Origin of the sequence: Bacillus mesophilus, assembly GCF_011008845.1 — a bacterium.
GTDB lineage: Bacteria > Bacillota > Bacilli > Bacillales > SA4 > Bacillus_BS > Bacillus_BS mesophilus.
In genome coordinates this window covers 338494-354793 of the sequence record NZ_JAAIWM010000001.1, presented here as the reverse complement: position 1 = coordinate 354793, position 16300 = coordinate 338494, and the positions used below count along the sequence as shown (strand labels likewise).

Below are 16300 nucleotides of genomic sequence, written 5' to 3'. Positions count from 1 at the left end.
CTGTGGTAGAGGAATTTGTGCAATTATTGCTGACTTTTGTGCAATTCGGTTAAACTTTTGTGGAATTTTACAAGACTTTTGTGCAATTAGTCCTAGCTTTTATGCAATTAGGCTTTAGGTAGCTGAATTTCCCAATAATTTTACTAGAATTCTCTAGAATAAATAGAGAAATACCTCTCCACAATACAAGTCCAGTCAAGAAAGTACGTTATTTTAAAGCAAAAAACTGAGTAAGGTACCCCTCACTCAGTTTATTTCCAAGTTTACGTTTTGAACATCTATGTCATACTACGATTTTAATGAAGAGAGAAAAGACTCCATACGATCTAGAGCTTCTTTTAAGACATCCATTGAATATGCATATGAAATTCTCACATACCCTTCTCCATACTCAGAGAACGCATCACCAGGTACTACTGCGACACGGGCCTCTTTTACCATTTTGAAAGCAAAGTCAAAGGACGATAAACCATACTTAGCTATTGATGGGAAAAAGTAGAAGGCACCTGTTGGTTTAGTAGATTCAATTCCCATGTTAAGTAACCGTTCATGAACATATTCTAATCTGTCCTGGTAGAGTTTGCGCATTTCAACCGCATCATCAATTCCTACTGTTAAAGCTTCGTAAGCAGCCTTTTGCGATATTGCGCTAGCACATGAAACATTATACTGATGTACTTTTAATAAATGCTGAGTAATATTTGCAGGTGCTAGCAGAAAGCCTACTCGCCAGCCTGTCATTGAATGCGATTTGGACAAGCCATTAATGACAATTGTTTTTTCCCTCATCCCAGGAAAAGTGGCTATTGACTGATGTGTATATTCATAAACAAGCTCACTATAAATCTCATCAGAAAGAATAAATAAGTCTCTCTCTTTCACTAGACTAGCAATTTCTTCTAGCTCTTGCTTTGATAAAGTAACACCTGTTGGATTTGATGGGTATGGTAGTACGATACACCTAGTTTGATCGGTAAGATAAGGTTTGATTAATTCAGCTGTTAATTTAAAATTGTTGGAACGGGTGTCGATATGTATAGGTTTAGCTCCACAAAGCTGAATAATTGGCTCATATCCTGGATATACAGGACCAGGTAAAAGCACCTCACTACCAGGATCTAAAATGGTTCTGAAGGCACAATCAATTGCCTGACTAGCTCCAATGGTTACGATGATTTCATTTGCTGGATCATAGTGTTGGTCATATTTTGTTTTTACAAAATGAGATACCGCATCTCTTAATTCAGGAAAGCCAGCATTATGAGTATAGGTTGTGAAATTATTTTGAATAGCTTCAATTCCAGCTTGTTTAACATGCTCTGGAGTAGGGAAGTCTGGTTGGCCTATCGTTAATGAAATGACATTATCATACTCGGAGACCATATTGAAAAATCTTCTAATTCCAGAAAGCTGAATACTTTTCACTTTAGAACTTATTAGGTGTTCCATATTAATTCTCACCTCTAAACAGGATTCTTGAAAAAGATAGGGGCGAGCCCCTATCCATTAAAATTGAATTTTTTCTTCAATATAAGCTTTTAATTCATGAATGGAGATTCGTTGTTGCTCCATTGTATCGCGGTCTCTAACTGTAACTGATTGATCCTCTTCTGAATCAAAGTCGTAAGTGATACAAAACGGTGTACCCACTTCATCTTGTCGACGATAGCGTTTACCAATTGATCCCGACTCATCATAGTCGACCATAAAGTGTTTAGCTAAATCAGCAAAGACATTTCTTGCGTTATCCGATAGCTTTTTAGAAAGTGGTAAAATAGCAGCCTTATATGGTGCAAGAGCTGGATGAAGTCTCATCACCGTTCTTGATGTTCCATCTTCAAGCTGTTCTTCTTCGTACGCATCAATCATAAACGCCAGTGTTACACGGTCTGCTCCTAGTGATGGCTCGATACAGAATGGCACATAGCGCTCATTTGTTTCTTGATCAATATAATTGAAGTCTTCACCTGAGAACTCAGCATGTTGCTTAAGATCATAGTCTGTACGAGAAGCTACACCCCAAAGCTCTCCCCAACCAAATGGGAATTTGTATTCTATATCAGTAGTGGCATTACTATAATGTGAGAGTTCGTCATCTGAGTGGTCTCTTAAACGGATATTTTGTTCAGATACACCTAATGAAAGTAACCACTGTTCACATGTGTTTTTCCAGTAGGTAAACCACTCTAATTCTTCACCTGGCTTGCAGAAGAATTCTAGCTCCATCTGTTCGAATTCTCTTGTACGGAACGTGAAGTTACCTGGTGTAATCTCATTTCTAAAGCTTTTTCCGATTTGTCCAATCCCAAATGGAAGTTTCTTTCTCATGGATCGTTGTACATTTTTAAAGTTAACAAAAATTCCTTGAGCTGTCTCAGGTCGTAAGAAGATTTCATTAGTACTAGATTCGGTTACGCCTTGAAACGTTTTAAACATTAAATTGAATTGACGAATCCCAGTAAACTCATTACTGCCACAATCAGGGCAAACAATGTTATGTTCCTGAATTAGTTCTTCCATTTTTTCGAAAGGGAGACCATCAACAATTAGTTCCTGACCTTTTGCCTCAATTGCATTTTCAATCAATTTATCCGCACGATGTCTTGCTTTACATTTCTTACAATCAATCATTGGATCATTGAAATTTCCAATATGGCCTGAAGCTTCCCACGTTTTTGGGTTCATTAAGATAGCAGCATCTAATCCCACATTATATGGTGATTCTTGAATGAACTTACGCCACCAAGCTTTCTTAACATTGTTTTTCAGTTCTATACCTAATGGGCCATAATCCCAAGTGTTTGCAAGACCTCCGTATATTTCAGATCCTGGAAATACAAACCCTCTATGCTTAGCATGTGCTACAACTTGCTCCATTGTTTTACTCATCATATCTCTCCTTTTTTCTTAGGCTCTATTAAACATTGGTGTTGATTTCCGTTATAGGACACTCGCTTTCCGCGGGCGAGTCCGGGAGCCTCCTCGGCGAAAAATCGCGCCTGTGGGGTCTCCCGTGACCCGCTTTCCCGCGCTTGCACAGGATGTGCTGACCTCTACGTTTGCCACAGGACGTGGCAGCCTATAGTAGAGGTTCCTATACTCTCGCGTCCTTTCACTTCAATCAACAGTGCAAAAAATCAAACACTGTTCATTAACACAGCCTTTTCTTAAATAAATAAAAAAGCTCACGTCCACTAGGCCAATGTTCAGCCTAGGGACGAGAGCGTATCTCCCGCGGTTCCACCCTAGTTGGTTTGTTTTACAAACCCTCTTTTACACTTTTCACTCGGGACTGCCGTTTCACTATTCATCATGTTCAGGCTTACACTGTCCCCGAATCGCTATACAAGAGTGGAATAGTTACTATTAATCCGTCATCGTTACTATAATACATAATATTACCAAACCTAAAAAATAATAGTCAATACAGAGATACTTTATTTTTGTGATTTTCGATATTATTTTTTCAAAAGGAGGCGTTTATGTAATGAGTAAAAGAAGAAAGCCACTTGTTCCCGGAGCACAAGAGGGATTGGATCAGTTAAAAGTCAATGTCATGAGCAAGGAAGACTATAAGATAAAGAATAATGATCCAGATTCAGTTAAAATGGAAGTTGCTAAGGAACAAGGGATACCTCTTAAAAAGGGAGACAACGGTGAGTTAACTTCTAGACAAGCAGGGAAAGTAGGGGGACCCATCGGTGGGAAAATGGTCTCAGAGCTGATCAAGAGAGCAAAAAGTCAAATGGGTTCACAAAAATAAAAAGCAGTTAGTTAGGGATAATTATGACTTATTGGATTTCTAAAAAAGCCAGATACCGATAATCCGGTATCTGGCTATTACTCTTCTGAAAACATATAGGTTCTGTAATAAAACCTAATGCTAAAAATGAGACCTATTGCAAACATATTACCGATCAATGAGCTACCTCCGTAGCTAATAAAGGGTAGTGGTATTCCTGTGATCGGTAAAAGACCAATGGTCATTCCGATATTTTGGACAACGTGGAATCCAATCATGCATATGACACCCACACAAATATAGGAGGCAAAATCTGAATTAGATAGCAAGCCTACCTTTGTTATATGGTATAAAAGCAGAAATAATAAACAGATTACAACTGTTGCACCGATAAAACCATATTGCTCAGCAACAACTGCAAATACAAAGTCTGTATGATTCTCAGGAATATAGACTTCGTTTTCACCGATTCCTTTTCCTGTCAGCATACCAGAGCCAATGGCTTTTAAGGAATTTAACAGATGATAGCCGTCTCCGCTACTGTACGTATAAGGATCCAGCCATGAATAGATTCTCCCGAATTGGTACTGTCTTACATTTAGATATTTCTCCAAAAGCTGTGGAGCACGAAGAACTAAATAGAAAATACCGGTTACTGCAACAACAATTGTAGTGAAAATAGGAAACAGAATTTTCCACGAGATTCCTGACATGAAAGTGAGGCCTACTGTAATAGCCATTAGCACAAGTGTAGTACCTAAGTCTGGCTGAAGCATAACGAGACCCATCGGAACGATTGCGACGAGGATAATTTTCCCTAATAATATAAAGTCAGATTGAATCGATGCAAATTGTTTTTTCTCATTATGCTTAGAAATAACGTGACTTAAAATAATGATTAAGCATACTTTTGTTATCTCCGATGGTTGTAAGGAACCAAATCCAGGAATACTGAACCAACTTTTTGCGCCATTTATTTTAGGTGCAATAGATGAAGGAGCAAAATAGAGTATAACTAATATAAAGGTACTAAAGCCATATAAATACCAAGAAAGCTTTCTGATTTGGTCTGGTTCAAATACCATAATCCCACCAATGATACATATACCGACGACATACCAAACGATTTGCTTGAGTAAAAAGTTTTCCTCATATTGTGCAGAGGTAGTTTGAGCACTATAGATCGCAATGCAACTTGCGCAAAATAATAAAAATAATAAAAAGGCGAGTACATAATCAAATTTTGTCGGTTCCTTTGAAGAATTCATTCATTATCCCTTCTTTTAAATCATAGTAATCTAACCTTCATTTTCGCAATGACTTAAAAGACTGTAAAGTATTATTTTATTTTTTTAAGTAAAGATCGATAAATGATCGTAATAATGACATAAAGTAGAAGCACAACTGCTAATGTAATGACTCTCTCCTGTATAGAGCCATCAGCTAATAATACAGGACCCAAACCGAAAAACGTAATTAACAAGTAAATAATGGTAAAGGTCAAAATAATAACCCATTTCACCAGAAAAACCTCCATTCGCCAACATGCCTATAATAATAAACGGAAGTTTTTGGGAAAAGTTACACGGTATAATGAAAAAGTATTATAAAGGAAAGTAAAACTTTAATGACTAATAGCTAAATTTCTTAATTTATTCAAATGATTGTTCTTTTTATAAAGTATTGTTTCTCCGAATATACAGTAGTGTAACTAGAGCAGAAAATAAGTGGTTGGAGTCAATGGAACAACACCTATAACAAAGTATGTGTAAACAGACAGACTATATGTGATACTTTTTATCTTATATATAACCAGTACAGAAAAATATTTTATCCAAACTAGACTTCCCTAATAGGACAATAGTTTAGTAAAGTAAAGTAAAGAATCTATTTTATACAGGGAGGCCATTATGCAATACACTCTAGATTTTGCAAAGGATTTGGACAAACAAGATCTACTATCAACATATCGAAACGAATTCTATATAAAAGAAGGCATTATATATTTAGACGGTAACTCGTTAGGTTTATTATCCAAACGAGCAGAAGATAGTGTTAAAAATATGTTAGAAAGCTGGAAGGAGCATGCAATTGAAGGTTGGATGAACGGAGAAAATCCTTGGTTTTTTCTATCTGAAAATCTCGGTTCGAAGATGGCAGGATTAGTTGGCGCAAAAGAAAATGAGGTAATTGTAACTGGCTCAACAACTATTAATCTTCATCAATTAATTGCAAGCTTCTATAATCCTTCCACAGGAAGAACGAAAATTATAGCAGACGAATTAACGTTTCCATCCGATATCTATGCAATGAAAAGTCAAATTAAACTGAAGGGATTGTCTCCTGAAGAGCATTTAGTTCAGGTGAAAAGTAATGATGGCTATCTTCTAAATGAAGATGATCTTATTGCGGCAATGGATGAGAATACAAGTTTAGTTATCCTGTCTTCGGTTCTGTATCGTAGTGGACAGCTCTTGGATATGAAGAAACTAGTTGAGGCAGCTCATGAACGTGGAATTCTTATTGGCTTCGATTTAGCGCATTCTATTGGAGTCATTCCCCATGATTTTGCTAACATTCAGCCAGATTTCGCATTTTGGTGCAATTATAAATACGTAAATAGTGGACCAGGCTCGGTAGGTGGGTTATATGTTAACGAAAAACACTTTGGAGTCGAACCAGGAATTTCAGGTTGGTTTAGTTCAAAAAAAGACAAGCAATTTGATATGGAGCATGAGTTGAATTATGAGCATCATGCAGGTGCCTTTCAGGTTGGTACGCCTCATATCTTAAGTATTGCCCCAATCATCGGTTCCCTACAGATTTTTGAGGAAGCAGGAATCGATAAGATCCGAAGAAAATCATTACAGCTTACTAATTTCTTGATGATGCTTATTGATTCAGAGCTTACAAACTTAGATTTTACAATTATTAATCCTAGAGTTGATGAAAAACGGGGAGGACATGTTTGTCTACATCATTCTGAGGCAGCGAGTATTTGCAAAGCGCTGAAGGCCCACGGAATTATACCTGACTATCGTGAGCCAAGTCTCATTCGATTAGCACCTGTTTCTTTTTATACATCGTATGAAGAGGTATGGAGAGCTGTACAGGTTTTAAAGGAAATTATGGTTCAAGGTGACTATAAGAAATTTAAAAATACGCGTAATGTTATCGCATAATTTTAGGGGGAGCCATGACTTGGATTGATATATCTCAGCCATTATATTCAAATACCGCTGTTTGGCCAGGTGATACGAATTTTCAATTCTCACTTAACTGGACAAAAACTCAAACAGGATCAGTAAACGTTGGGAAACTTGAATTGAGTACTCATACTGGGACGCACATAGATGCACCATTTCATTTTGATAACGAAGGAAAAAAAGTACTAGATTTGGACATCAACCGTTATATAGGAAGAGCTTTAATCATTGATATGGTAGGTAAACAATCTATTCAGGTAGAAGATTTAAAGAAAGTTGAAATCAATGGGACACAAATCGTTCTATTTAAAACCATGTCTTGGAGTAATCGAGAGCAATTTCCTACTACCATCACCTATATTGAACAAGGTGTTGCAAGTTATTTAGCAGATCAAGGAATAAAGTTAGTAGGTCTAGATGTACCATCTGTTGACCCAATCGATAGTAAGGATCTTGCTGCTCATCACGAGCTGACGGCTCATGATATTCATATCCTTGAAGGATTAGTGTTGGATCAAATAACGGAAGGCTTATATGAGCTCATTGCTATTCCATTGCCCATTAAAGATGCAGATGCAAGTCCTGTTAGAGCTGTGATTAGAGAAATAACATGAAAAAAGAACACCTACTGTTGTAGGTGTTCTTTTAATACTAAGCTTTAAGATACGCTTCATAGGTTTGGCATAGTTCATGAAATCGTTCTTCGTTTCTATCCATTAACGCTTTATTTACTTGTTCATCGATTCTTTTTTTATTAAAGAGAAAGCATTGCTCATCTAAGAATAGAGAAGCCTGAATTTGTAACGAAAATTCTTGATCTTTCGTTAGCTTGTAGGAGAAAAATTTATGCTGAGTGTTAGTTATGATGTTATATTCTCTTTTTAGTCGTTTCATCAGGCTCACCTCATCTGTTTAATATATAGGTTGAAGTATTAGTTTAATAATTGGTTGTACTGCTTGGATAGTGCTATAAAGGTTTCTTTATCACCCTGTATTAAGGCCTCATCAATCTTCTGCATTAACCTTTGCACATTAAATTTTGTGAGTGATTTCTCTAAAATCATTTGTGCGGCAAGGGAATATTCATTTACTTCTTCCGGGTTCGTTGAGACTACCATAAGTTCATTTTTGGGCTTTTCTTCATAATGTTTCAAGGTAATTCCTCCTCTGCCTTTTTATTATTATCGGTCAAAACGCATGTAAAGTAAAGTATTTTTTAGAAAATTTAGAAATATCCCTATTTTTAATTAATTACCCTAAATGTATGGAGTTTAAACCTATTTATTATAGTAAAAAAGAGATGGAAAGGATGCCAAGAATGGTTACTTATAGCATTAACAGTAAAGCTTCAGGAATTAGTACGGAGATTTATAATCAAGTGCAACCTAAGGTAGGTGGTGAAGATAAGGGTCCCACTCCTTTGCATGCTATATTAGGTACGGTAGCAGCATGTAAAAGTATAACAGCGTTTGCGGCAGCTAAATCGATGGGACTTCATGTCGAGGAAATAATTACATTAAAGCAAAAAGTAGAAGAAAGGTGTCCAATTTATAATCAGTTTAAAGCAGCTAACGTAAAGATGATTCAAAATTGGGAGATTATATAATTGGGTTTATGAATGTAATGAGAAGAAAAAATAACACCCCAATTGGAGGTGTTATTTTTGATGATCTTTTTGTAATTTTTTTATATTTTCATTTCGTTCCATTCCGTCTGAAAGCTCTTCTGAAAACTCATGTTCAGATGCAAGTTCTGAAACTTCAATATCAGCAGCTGATAAATTATTATTTGGTGCAACTTGGTTATTCCACTTATCCATAAGAAAAGCACCTCCTTATCAATTATTAGTCTGTTAGAAAACCTAGTTTCTATTCAATCTATATTCCAGTTTTCCCCTAAATGAAATGTAGTTTGTAACTACCCTCGCAATAACGGTCAAGCTTAGAACTTAAAAAAGAGCAATAAAAGATAAAGTTGTTACATAAGCATGATAGTAGGATAAAATTCTGTCATAAATGAAACGGGGGTAGTAAACACATGAGTCAGTCACCTCATTCAAATACAGCTTTGCCAACTACTCACATGCCAGGTCAACAGGAGTTCTTAAATTATTATTACTTTGTTTCTTCCAGACAACCTAATGAGGAATTAAAAAATGTATGGAATGCTAGTAAAGAAGACCTTAAAAAATTAGCAGATGAATTTAAGGAATTTAATATTAATCGCGGAATTTCCAGATATCTATTTCGTTTAGTCATCGAGTTCGTTATAACAAATGCAAGTAAAGCTACGGGTTCCATTAATCAAAAAGCAAACACTCTATATAAGCAATTTACAAATCAGTTTTACTGGGTCGTTCCCTTTTTAGGGGCATACGGTGTAACTGATCAAGTGATTGAAAAAGTGTTAAAAAGGGTAATTGTCGTAGCATTGGAAAATCTCGATTATAAGCCAGAAAAGGATTGGAGTGAATGGGAGTCTGTTGGTGGGGTGTTAACATCTGGACCAGCCGCTGTAGCACTCAATGGAAGAGTGGAGGTGTTTGCGAGAGGTAGAGGTCAAAATTTATATCGTACCTACCGTGAACGTGGAGATTGGAGCAATTGGGAGAACCTTGGGGGTAGTTTAACCTCATCACCAGCAGTAGCTTCTTGGGGGCCAAACCGTCTAGACGTATTCGGAAGAGGAGATGATCAGGCTCTTTACCACAAGTACTGGACTGGCGAAGAGTGGAGTGAATGGGAAAACCTAGGGGGACAGCTAACTTCCTCACCAGCGGCTGCTTCTTGGGGAGAAAATCGATTAGATGTGTTTGCGAGAGGTTCTAGCAAACGTCTATTCCACAAGTATTGGAACGGTCAACGTTGGAGTGGGTGGAACGAGTTAGGTGGGACATTAACGTCAGCACCTGCCGTGGTTTCTTGGGGATCCAATCGATTAGATGTTTTTGCACGTGGGCAAGATCGCTCTTTATACCATAAATACTGGAATGGTTCTGCATGGAGTGAATGGGAGAGCTTAGGAGGCGTGTTAACCTCGAGTCCAAGTGCAGCTTCAGTTGGTCCAAATAAAATTGAAGTATACGCAAGAGGAGAGAACAACACACTCATTCAAAAGACATGGGATGGTGACAGCTGGAGTGAATGGGTGAATCTAGGTGGAAATCTTACTTCAGAACCATCAGCTATAGCAAAAGGTAGAAGAGGAATAGAAGTATATGCTAGAGGTGAAAACCAAAGATTAATTTATAAAACTAAGTCATAGTTGGCTAGAAGCTTGGAGTTCATTTTCTAGCCCGACAGACATGATGAAGAGAGATGCAAAAGGTTGCATCTCTTTTTTATGTTTGCATACAGGGACTTGGTGCTAACCAAGTCTTATTAATAGTAAATTGTTTTGTATAGGTTTTACAGTAACAGGAAATACTTTAGTATGGACTTGTAGCTCAACGGAAGAGCGGCTAGTAGTTACCTGCTAATTACTATGCATCTTGTGGGTTCGACTCCCATCAAGTCCTTTCCTTCAAACTATTAGTAGATAAAATGGAGATTAATAGATAATATAGTATGTAAGAATTACTATATAAGGTAGGCTGTATATGTTATCTATCATCAAGCCGTTAGTTGTAAATATCACGATTTTGTTTTCTCTTACCTTTAATGCAAATTTATTTTTTCCATTTAGGAGGGAGAGGTCTTTTCTTTTTCAGCAAAGAATTATATATGGGATCATAGGTTCATTTGCAAGTTTCTTATGTATGATTTATCCAATCGAGACACTTGGTGAAACCAACTTTGATCTGCGAATGCTCGTCATTATAATTACGACCCTGTATGGTGGATTGATTCCAGGGGTTATTTGTACGAGCTTTTCTATATTGTTCAGACTGTTTGTAATTGGCGGTAGTTTTGCTACTGTTGGATTGTTAGTCACGGTACTTGCATTTGTAGTAGCCATAATTTTTCGTAGAGCCTTTTTTAAATCGGAACATAAATTATTGTTTTCTTCACTAATATTAGTGTCGTATATGGTGCCATATATAACCATTATTTATTTTACAATTGATTTTTTAAGTTTTCATTTTTACTTGATTTATTTTTTCTCTTTTACCATTACATACTTCAGTCTGATCTTAGTTATAGAAAGAATGATTGTCTCAAACCAACATATAGAAGAAGCAATCTACTTAGATAAGTTAGCGACTGTAAGTCAGATGGCTGCTTCATTTGCGCACGAGGTAAGAAATCCGATTACGACAGTACGGGGGTTCATTCAATTTTTAGGGGAAGATACAAAGGACCAGCAATTTAAAAAATATTATCCGGTCATACTAGAAGAATTAGATCGGACAAATAAAATTGTTACGGATTATTTAACATTGTCAAAGCCTACTAAATTTGAGCTTGAAGTGGTGGATTTAAACGAAGTGCTACATAATGCAATTGACCTTCTGCAACCCTTGGCTGCTTATCAAAATGTGAAGCTATCTCTCAATATAAGTCAGGCATACAGAGTGAACGCAGATAAAAGCCACTTAAAACAAGCTTTATTAAACCTCGTGAAAAACGGAATTGAATCAATTAGTGAAAAAGGTTACGTAAATATAAATGTAACGCACGGTAAAAATAAAGAGACCGTAGAGATTATAATTGAAGACAGTGGTAAAGGAATGACCAGAGAGGAGCTTGAGAAAATCGGGCTTCCTTACTATACCACCAAAACAAAAGGAACTGGATTAGGTAGTATGATTTCAAATAGATTAATTCGTGAAATGAACGGGAAAATACAGTACGATAGTAATCTTAATACTGGTACAAAGGTAACGATCATATTACCGTGTACAGATTATACAGAACGAAAACAAAACCTCTAATTTAAGATTAGAGGTTTTGTTATAAATCACCTATTTTTTATATTTCTTTATTTCACCAGTGTCTGGGTTTACCGTGTATAATCCCTCTTTTTTATGTTGAGCTGTCCCTTTGTTTTCTTCTAACAAATCAAATACGCTAATTAAATAATCTCCATTTTCAAGTCTAGAATCAAACATTACGATTGTGTCACTACCTGCCTCTAAATTTAAATAATCATGGACAAGTGATTCTGCCTCAATGACAGATAGAGTGTCATTTACCTCCTGTGCATCTTCTCTAAAATCAACTAATTGCTCGTCAGTTGTTTGCTGCTCATCATTGTTATTGGCATTTGTGTTTGTTGTAAATTCCTCAGCTGGGGGAGAGGGATTAACACCATTGCATCCCGCTGCTATTAAAAATACAGTCATCATTACAACTAGTTTATTCATATTTGATTAATCCTTTCCATGATCAAGATTGGGGTCTTATCTTAGTATGAATCCAACTATTTTGTTTATACAATTAATATCATAGTGGTACTAATATGTTGCGAGCGCACAATTATACATGAACCAACCTTAACCAGACATATATATGAACTAGTTAAAGGTGAAGGATGTGGGGAAATGGCGCGTAAGGTGTGGGGTGTTGATTCAGCAGCTAGAGTTACAGAATCCTTATATTCTAGTGTAGTATCGAACTTTGGGACTCCTAAATACTGGGGACGATATTTGACAGATGTTCCTAATGTATCAGATGGACTAACCAAGGATGAAATAACTTTTATTCGGTCAAAGGGAATAAAAATTTTACCGATTTATAATGTATTTACCGAAGCAATTGGTTACGACAAAGGAAGAGTTGCTGCAAGAAATGCTGTATTTAATGCAAGAAGACTAGGGATCCCACAAGATACAATACTTTTTGCAAATATAGAAAATTTTTTCGGGGTAGATAGTGAGTGGATTAAAGGATGGGTGGAAAGCGTCTATCCAAGTGGTTATCGTGTAGGGATTTATAATGATCCAGTAAAGGGAGGCTTTCGGGCAGCCTATTGTCAAGCGGTTAAGGAAAATAACCAGGTTGCTGTACAAACTGTTTTATGGAGTGCAGAACCGGAAGTAGGTGTCACAAAAGAGCGTAACGCTCCAAGATTCAATCCGGCTACTCCAAAATGTAAGGCAAATGTATGGCTGTGGCAATATGGCCGAGATTCTGATATCTGTCCAATTGATACAAATTTAGCAGATGAACGAGTATTGCAAAACTTATATTAATGAGATAGAGGGGTTTGTCACCGGACAAATCCCTTTTTATTTTTTAGGAAATTATAAAAGTTGATCATTAGTGGATAAATAAGGCTAGTGTAGAGTAATCCAGCTCCAACGCCCAGCCCCTCGAGGGAAAAAGGGAGTTTACTTTTTCCTAGGTCAAATGTTCCTTCGAGAATAAAGGGGAAACCCGCCCTTTTTTCTCGAAGGAACATTTGCTTGTCGGGCTAAACAGGGCGCTTGCCCCTTTTGTTCTTTATAATTTAGAATCGTCTACTGACTTCAAGATATATACCCTCGGTAATCATCAGTAGGAAGAGAACCAGGCCCACATAAACATTTTCACAAAATATATATATATTTTAATAAAACGATGCAAACAAAGTCGAAACGTGTCGATATAATAATAAAGAAGACATTGAAGGGATGCGTATGATAATGACTGATAATCAAAGAGGTATATTGCTTGAAAGCGGGACAAATGAGTTAGAAATTGTTGAATTCACAATAGCTGATAGTACATTTGGTATTAATGTTATTAAAGTAAAAGAAATTATCCAGCCTGCTCCAATCACGAAGATTCCACGGTCACACCCTAATATTGAAGGAATTATTGATATTCGTGGTGAGGTACTTCCTGTTGTTAATGTGGCAAAAGCACTTGGTTATCCTGTCACTGAACAAACAGAACAAGATAAATTTATTGTAACTGAATTTAATAAAACTAAAATGGTTTTCCATGTTCATTCAGTATCCCAAATTCACAGAATTTCATGGAATCAAATAGAAAAACCATCTGACATGTACAATGGTTTAGAAAGCCAAATTACAGGTGTTGTAAAGCAAGAGAACGGAATGATTCTTCTACTAGATTTTGAAAAAATCGTAGTGGATATCAATCCAGCTTCTGGTATAACGAAAGACCGGTTATCTGCTTTAGGTACAAGAGAGCGTTCAACCAAGAAACTTATGATAGTAGAGGATTCACCACTGTTAAGAAAATTAATTCAGGATACATTATCTGAGGCAGGCTACAATAATCTTCAATTTTTTGAAAATGGAAAGGATGCTTTTTCTTATTTAGAGGAATTAAAGACAAATAAGGAAATTAAAGAAGAACTTCAAATCATGATTACAGATATTGAGATGCCCCAAATGGATGGTCTACATTTAACAAAAAAGGTGAAGGATGATCCCCAGCTATCTGTACTACCGATTGTAATTTTCTCTTCTCTTATTACAAACGACCAACAGCATAAGGGGAAACAGGTAGGCGCAGATGCTCAGGTTAGTAAACCTGAGATTGCTGAGCTTGTCCAAATTATTGACCAACTTATTCTATAAGTTAGCTGATTTAATAATCTAATGACAAACTTTGTCCAATCAAGTGCTTGTTTGCTCATTGTTAGTGGAGATTAGGGGCAACCTAAGTAGATTAGGGGCAACCTAAGTTTAAAATGAAAATTCCAAATGGACAATGTATGAAAAATTAGAGCCTAAAAAGGAACTTTCCTACCTTTTTAGGCTTTTCTAGATAGTTTAGTTTAACTGAAAGCTGGTTATTGATATTATAAGTGTATCTTAATTGCTTAAGGATAGTGAAAAATAGTGCAAAAGTACCGAGATTTATTAATAAATAATGTTAGAAAACAACTTAATATATGGTTTGATAACGATAATGTAGAAGAAACATCTCATGAGGAAGTGTACCGATTTCTTCACTCTATTACTGGTACAGCGGAGACGATCGGATTAAATGAAATTGGCCAAACTTCAAGAGAGCTAATCCATTCATTATCCGAAAATGATGACCGAATATGGAGGCAGAAGGATTTAAAGGAGTACTTAATGCCGCTCCTTTCAGTTTGTTACTATAATGAGTCAGAAGAGTCCCTAGCATTAACAAAAAAAGTGAGTTATAAAGGCAATAAACCTCTTGTCCTATTCATCCATAATGATCCTGCTTTCTTAATGCATGTTAAGGATGAGCTCGAAAAAGAGGAAATCCTTGTGACAGCATTAACGGATTCTAATCGAGCAGTTTCATTGCTATATGAATTAAAGCCTGACTGTATCATTGTAGGCGTTTCTATAAACTCAACTTCAGATTTAGATGTGTTGCATTATTTGAAAGACAAAATGAAACAGCAATTCATCCCAACTATTATGATTAGTGATAACAATCAGAAAGAAGTAAGGATGAAGAGCTACCAAATGGGTGCTGATGATTTTATTGAGAAACCCTTCGATATGGATGAATTCATTGTTAGAGTAAAGAGACAACTAGAACGTAAGGAACTAATTGACCATTTGGTATTAGTTGATGAACTTACATTAGTTTATAACAGAAAGTATTTAGGACAAGTATTTGAGCTTTTTCAAAGTGAAATTGTCCGTAATTCCGAAAATTTTTCCCTTGCTATACTTGATCTTGATTATTTTAAACATATTAATGATACATACGGACATCTTGTAGGAGATAAAATCCTTCGAGAGTTCGCTGGTTTTCTTAAGCAAGAGTTAAGTAGTATCGATATTTTAATTCGTTTTGGTGGAGAGGAATTTGTTGTATTAATGCCTCGGACAAATAGTATTAATGCAGAGGCGAAACTAAAAGTAATTCTTGATCGTTTTGCTAAAAAACAGTTTGTAGAAAATGATCAACAGTTTCATATTACAGTTTCAGGTGGATTAGTTGAGGTAACTAGTAATGCAAAAAGAATGGAAGAATGGCTAGAGCTTGCAGACTCAGCATTGTATGAAGCAAAGAATTCTGGTAGGAACTGTATCAAGGTAGTAACTAGTAATGAAGGTACTGCTCCAAAAAAGATAGTTAAAGTTGGGGTTGTCGATGATGATCCTATTATCAGAACGATGATTATTGAAATGATTGAGAATATGAAAAAAGAAGAATCCATTCAAATAGATGCCCAGGCATTTAGAGATGGAGCTAAATTTTTCGAGTCTGATTGGTATAAGAGTGAAGATCCCTACATTCTTCTTTTAGATGGTATGATGCCGCGAATGGATGGCTTAGAGGTCCTTCAAAGAATAAGAGCCGAAAGAGATATAAACCAATATAATATCGTGATGTTAACATCACGGAAAAGTGAACAGGATATTTCCAGAGGGTTACAATTAGGAGCAGACGATTATATTACAAAGCCTTTTAATCTTTCTGAATTAGAAGCTAGATTAAAAAGACTTATACAAAGGATGAAATAG

Annotated in this window: 17 protein-coding genes and 1 tRNA gene; 10 read left to right on the top strand and 8 right to left on the bottom strand. The window is 36.2% G+C overall.

Features of this window, described 5'->3' with window-relative positions; all coding sequences use genetic code 11:
- Positions 1–288 precede the first annotated feature (288 nt).
- Together G4D63_RS01780 and G4D63_RS01775 are read right to left on the bottom strand one after the other, a co-directional pair.
- The gene (locus G4D63_RS01780) at positions 289–1449 is read right to left on the bottom strand and encodes an aminotransferase A (protein WP_163177081.1); all 1161 of its coding nucleotides are present in this window, start codon (positions 1447–1449) and stop codon (positions 289–291) included.
- Between the two features lie 57 nt (positions 1450–1506).
- Positions 1507–2889 (bottom strand): glycine--tRNA ligase, encoded by a 1383-nt coding sequence (locus G4D63_RS01775; RefSeq protein ID WP_163177079.1) that lies wholly within the window; start codon positions 2887–2889, stop codon positions 1507–1509.
- Between the two features lie 598 nt (positions 2890–3487).
- Between G4D63_RS01775 and G4D63_RS01770 the strand changes: the two genes are divergently transcribed.
- Positions 3488–3763, top strand: coding sequence for an alpha/beta-type small acid-soluble spore protein (locus G4D63_RS01770; RefSeq protein ID WP_163177077.1), 276 nt, complete (start codon positions 3488–3490; stop codon positions 3761–3763).
- A 77-nt stretch (positions 3764–3840) separates the two neighbouring features.
- On the opposite strand, the gene G4D63_RS01765 is transcribed toward G4D63_RS01770, so the two are convergent.
- Together G4D63_RS01765 and G4D63_RS01760 are read right to left on the bottom strand one after the other, a co-directional pair.
- Positions 3841–5010, bottom strand: coding sequence for an FtsW/RodA/SpoVE family cell cycle protein (locus G4D63_RS01765; RefSeq protein ID WP_163177075.1), 1170 nt, complete (start codon positions 5008–5010; stop codon positions 3841–3843).
- A 71-nt stretch (positions 5011–5081) separates the two neighbouring features.
- Positions 5082–5264, bottom strand: a complete 183-nt coding sequence (locus G4D63_RS01760; RefSeq protein WP_163177073.1) for a DUF6954 family protein — start codon at positions 5262–5264, stop codon at positions 5082–5084.
- 388 nt (positions 5265–5652) lie between these two features.
- Here G4D63_RS01760 and kynU point away from each other — a divergent pair, with 388 nt between their 5' ends.
- Positions 5653–6924 (top strand): kynureninase, encoded by a 1272-nt coding sequence (gene kynU / locus G4D63_RS01755; RefSeq protein WP_163177071.1) that lies wholly within the window; start codon positions 5653–5655, stop codon positions 6922–6924.
- Positions 6925–6938: 14 nt separating this feature from the next.
- A complete protein-coding gene (kynB, locus tag G4D63_RS01750; RefSeq protein ID WP_163177069.1) occupies positions 6939–7562 on the top strand; it encodes an arylformamidase in 624 nt (207 codons plus the stop codon).
- 37 nt (positions 7563–7599) lie between these two features.
- On the opposite strand, the gene G4D63_RS01745 is transcribed toward kynB, so the two are convergent.
- Positions 7600–7842, bottom strand: a complete 243-nt coding sequence (locus tag G4D63_RS01745) for an IDEAL domain-containing protein (RefSeq protein ID WP_163177067.1) — start codon at positions 7840–7842, stop codon at positions 7600–7602.
- 38 nt (positions 7843–7880) lie between these two features.
- Entirely contained in the window at positions 7881–8102 is a 222-nt protein-coding gene (locus G4D63_RS01740; protein WP_239585841.1) for an IDEAL domain-containing protein, read from the bottom strand.
- Between the two features lie 164 nt (positions 8103–8266).
- Here G4D63_RS01740 and G4D63_RS01735 point away from each other — a divergent pair, with 164 nt between their 5' ends.
- On the top strand, positions 8267–8554 hold the full coding sequence (locus tag G4D63_RS01735; RefSeq protein WP_163177065.1) for an OsmC family protein: 288 nt from the start codon (positions 8267–8269) through the stop codon (positions 8552–8554).
- 51 nt (positions 8555–8605) lie between these two features.
- On the opposite strand, the gene G4D63_RS01730 is transcribed toward G4D63_RS01735, so the two are convergent.
- Positions 8606–8767, bottom strand: a complete 162-nt coding sequence (locus G4D63_RS01730) for a hypothetical protein (protein WP_163177063.1) — start codon at positions 8765–8767, stop codon at positions 8606–8608.
- Positions 8768–8985: 218 nt separating this feature from the next.
- On the opposite strand from G4D63_RS01730, the gene G4D63_RS01725 reads away from it, so the two are divergent.
- The 3 genes from G4D63_RS01725 (at position 8986) to G4D63_RS01715 (ending at position 11821) form a co-directional block, all read left to right on the top strand.
- The gene (locus G4D63_RS01725; RefSeq protein WP_163177061.1) at positions 8986–10212 is read left to right on the top strand and encodes a PLL family lectin; all 1227 of its coding nucleotides are present in this window, start codon (positions 8986–8988) and stop codon (positions 10210–10212) included.
- Positions 10213–10382: 170 nt separating this feature from the next.
- A tRNA-OTHER gene (locus G4D63_RS01720) sits at positions 10383–10465 on the top strand.
- Between the two features lie 81 nt (positions 10466–10546).
- Entirely contained in the window at positions 10547–11821 is a 1275-nt protein-coding gene (locus G4D63_RS01715) for an ATP-binding protein (protein ID WP_163177059.1), read from the top strand.
- A 30-nt stretch (positions 11822–11851) separates the two neighbouring features.
- Here the strand turns inward: G4D63_RS01715 and G4D63_RS01710 are convergent, their stop codons facing one another.
- A complete protein-coding gene (locus tag G4D63_RS01710) occupies positions 11852–12253 on the bottom strand; it encodes a hypothetical protein (protein ID WP_163177057.1) in 402 nt (133 codons plus the stop codon).
- Between the two features lie 177 nt (positions 12254–12430).
- Here G4D63_RS01710 and G4D63_RS01705 point away from each other — a divergent pair, with 177 nt between their 5' ends.
- From G4D63_RS01705 to G4D63_RS01695, 3 genes are all read left to right on the top strand, one after another.
- On the top strand, positions 12431–13081 hold the full coding sequence (locus tag G4D63_RS01705; RefSeq protein ID WP_163177055.1) for a glycoside hydrolase domain-containing protein: 651 nt from the start codon (positions 12431–12433) through the stop codon (positions 13079–13081).
- Between the two features lie 432 nt (positions 13082–13513).
- The gene (locus tag G4D63_RS01700; RefSeq protein ID WP_163177054.1) at positions 13514–14419 is read left to right on the top strand and encodes a chemotaxis protein; all 906 of its coding nucleotides are present in this window, start codon (positions 13514–13516) and stop codon (positions 14417–14419) included.
- Between the two features lie 264 nt (positions 14420–14683).
- A complete protein-coding gene (locus G4D63_RS01695) occupies positions 14684–16300 on the top strand; it encodes a diguanylate cyclase (RefSeq protein WP_163177052.1) in 1617 nt (538 codons plus the stop codon).

Bases quoted from the DNA above. Each gene is read 5' to 3' on its own strand.
- G4D63_RS01745 (WP_163177067.1), bottom strand. From the start codon at position 7,842: ATGAAACGACTAAAAAGAGAATATAACATCATAACTAACACTCAGCAT.
- G4D63_RS01765 (WP_163177075.1), bottom strand. From the start codon at position 5,010: ATGAATTCTTCAAAGGAACCGACAAAATTTGATTATGTACTCGCCTTT.
- G4D63_RS01705 (WP_163177055.1), top strand. From the start codon at position 12,431: ATGGCGCGTAAGGTGTGGGGTGTTGATTCAGCAGCTAGAGTTACAGAA.
- G4D63_RS01700 (WP_163177054.1), top strand. From the start codon at position 13,514: ATGACTGATAATCAAAGAGGTATATTGCTTGAAAGCGGGACAAATGAG.
- G4D63_RS01770 (WP_163177077.1), top strand. From the start codon at position 3,488: ATGAGTAAAAGAAGAAAGCCACTTGTTCCCGGAGCACAAGAGGGATTG.
- G4D63_RS01710 (WP_163177057.1), bottom strand. From the start codon at position 12,253: ATGAATAAACTAGTTGTAATGATGACTGTATTTTTAATAGCAGCGGGA.
- G4D63_RS01725 (WP_163177061.1), top strand. From the start codon at position 8,986: ATGAGTCAGTCACCTCATTCAAATACAGCTTTGCCAACTACTCACATG.
- G4D63_RS01775 (WP_163177079.1), bottom strand. From the start codon at position 2,889: ATGAGTAAAACAATGGAGCAAGTTGTAGCACATGCTAAGCATAGAGGG.
- G4D63_RS01780 (WP_163177081.1), bottom strand. From the start codon at position 1,449: ATGGAACACCTAATAAGTTCTAAAGTGAAAAGTATTCAGCTTTCTGGA.
- kynU (WP_163177071.1), top strand. From the start codon at position 5,653: ATGCAATACACTCTAGATTTTGCAAAGGATTTGGACAAACAAGATCTA.
- G4D63_RS01730 (WP_163177063.1), bottom strand. From the start codon at position 8,767: ATGGATAAGTGGAATAACCAAGTTGCACCAAATAATAATTTATCAGCT.
- kynB (WP_163177069.1), top strand. From the start codon at position 6,939: ATGACTTGGATTGATATATCTCAGCCATTATATTCAAATACCGCTGTT.
- G4D63_RS01715 (WP_163177059.1), top strand. From the start codon at position 10,547: ATGTTATCTATCATCAAGCCGTTAGTTGTAAATATCACGATTTTGTTT.
- G4D63_RS01735 (WP_163177065.1), top strand. From the start codon at position 8,267: ATGGTTACTTATAGCATTAACAGTAAAGCTTCAGGAATTAGTACGGAG.